Origin of the sequence: Photorhabdus viridis, from assembly GCF_040256935.1 — a bacterium.
In the GTDB taxonomy this organism is placed as follows: domain Bacteria; phylum Pseudomonadota; class Gammaproteobacteria; order Enterobacterales; family Enterobacteriaceae; genus Photorhabdus; species Photorhabdus viridis.
Genome location: NZ_JBEJZY010000339.1, coordinates 1 through 325, shown reverse-complemented (window position 1 = coordinate 325; position 325 = coordinate 1). Strand labels below are relative to the sequence as shown.

1 protein-coding gene is annotated in these 325 nt (G+C 52.9%); it reads left to right on the top strand.

Annotated features, from left to right (window positions below):
* A partial coding sequence (locus ABR397_RS23640; RefSeq protein ID WP_350307825.1) for a two-partner secretion domain-containing protein occupies positions 1 to 325 on the top strand: 325 nt, incomplete at both ends.

The following is a 325-nucleotide window of genomic DNA, read 5'->3' as shown; positions in this document are numbered from 1 at the left end:
TGACAAACAGGGTGCGCTGGAAGCGTTGGAAGTTAAACAAGGCCAGATTACCATTGGCGGCAAAGGGCTGGAGGGCAAAGCGACGGATTACGTCGATATCATCAGCCGGGCCACTGAGTTAAACGGGAAAATTCAGGCCAACACGCTCTCTTTGACGCAGGGCGCCAACCGCATCAGCTTAAAAGACGGCACGGTTAACCCGCTCACCGGAGAAGGCGCTAAACCGCAATTAGCCATTGATACCAAAGCGCTGGGCGGCATGTATGCCAATAAAATCCGGCTGGTGGCTACTGAGGATGGCGTTGGGGTTAATTTGAAAGAGTTA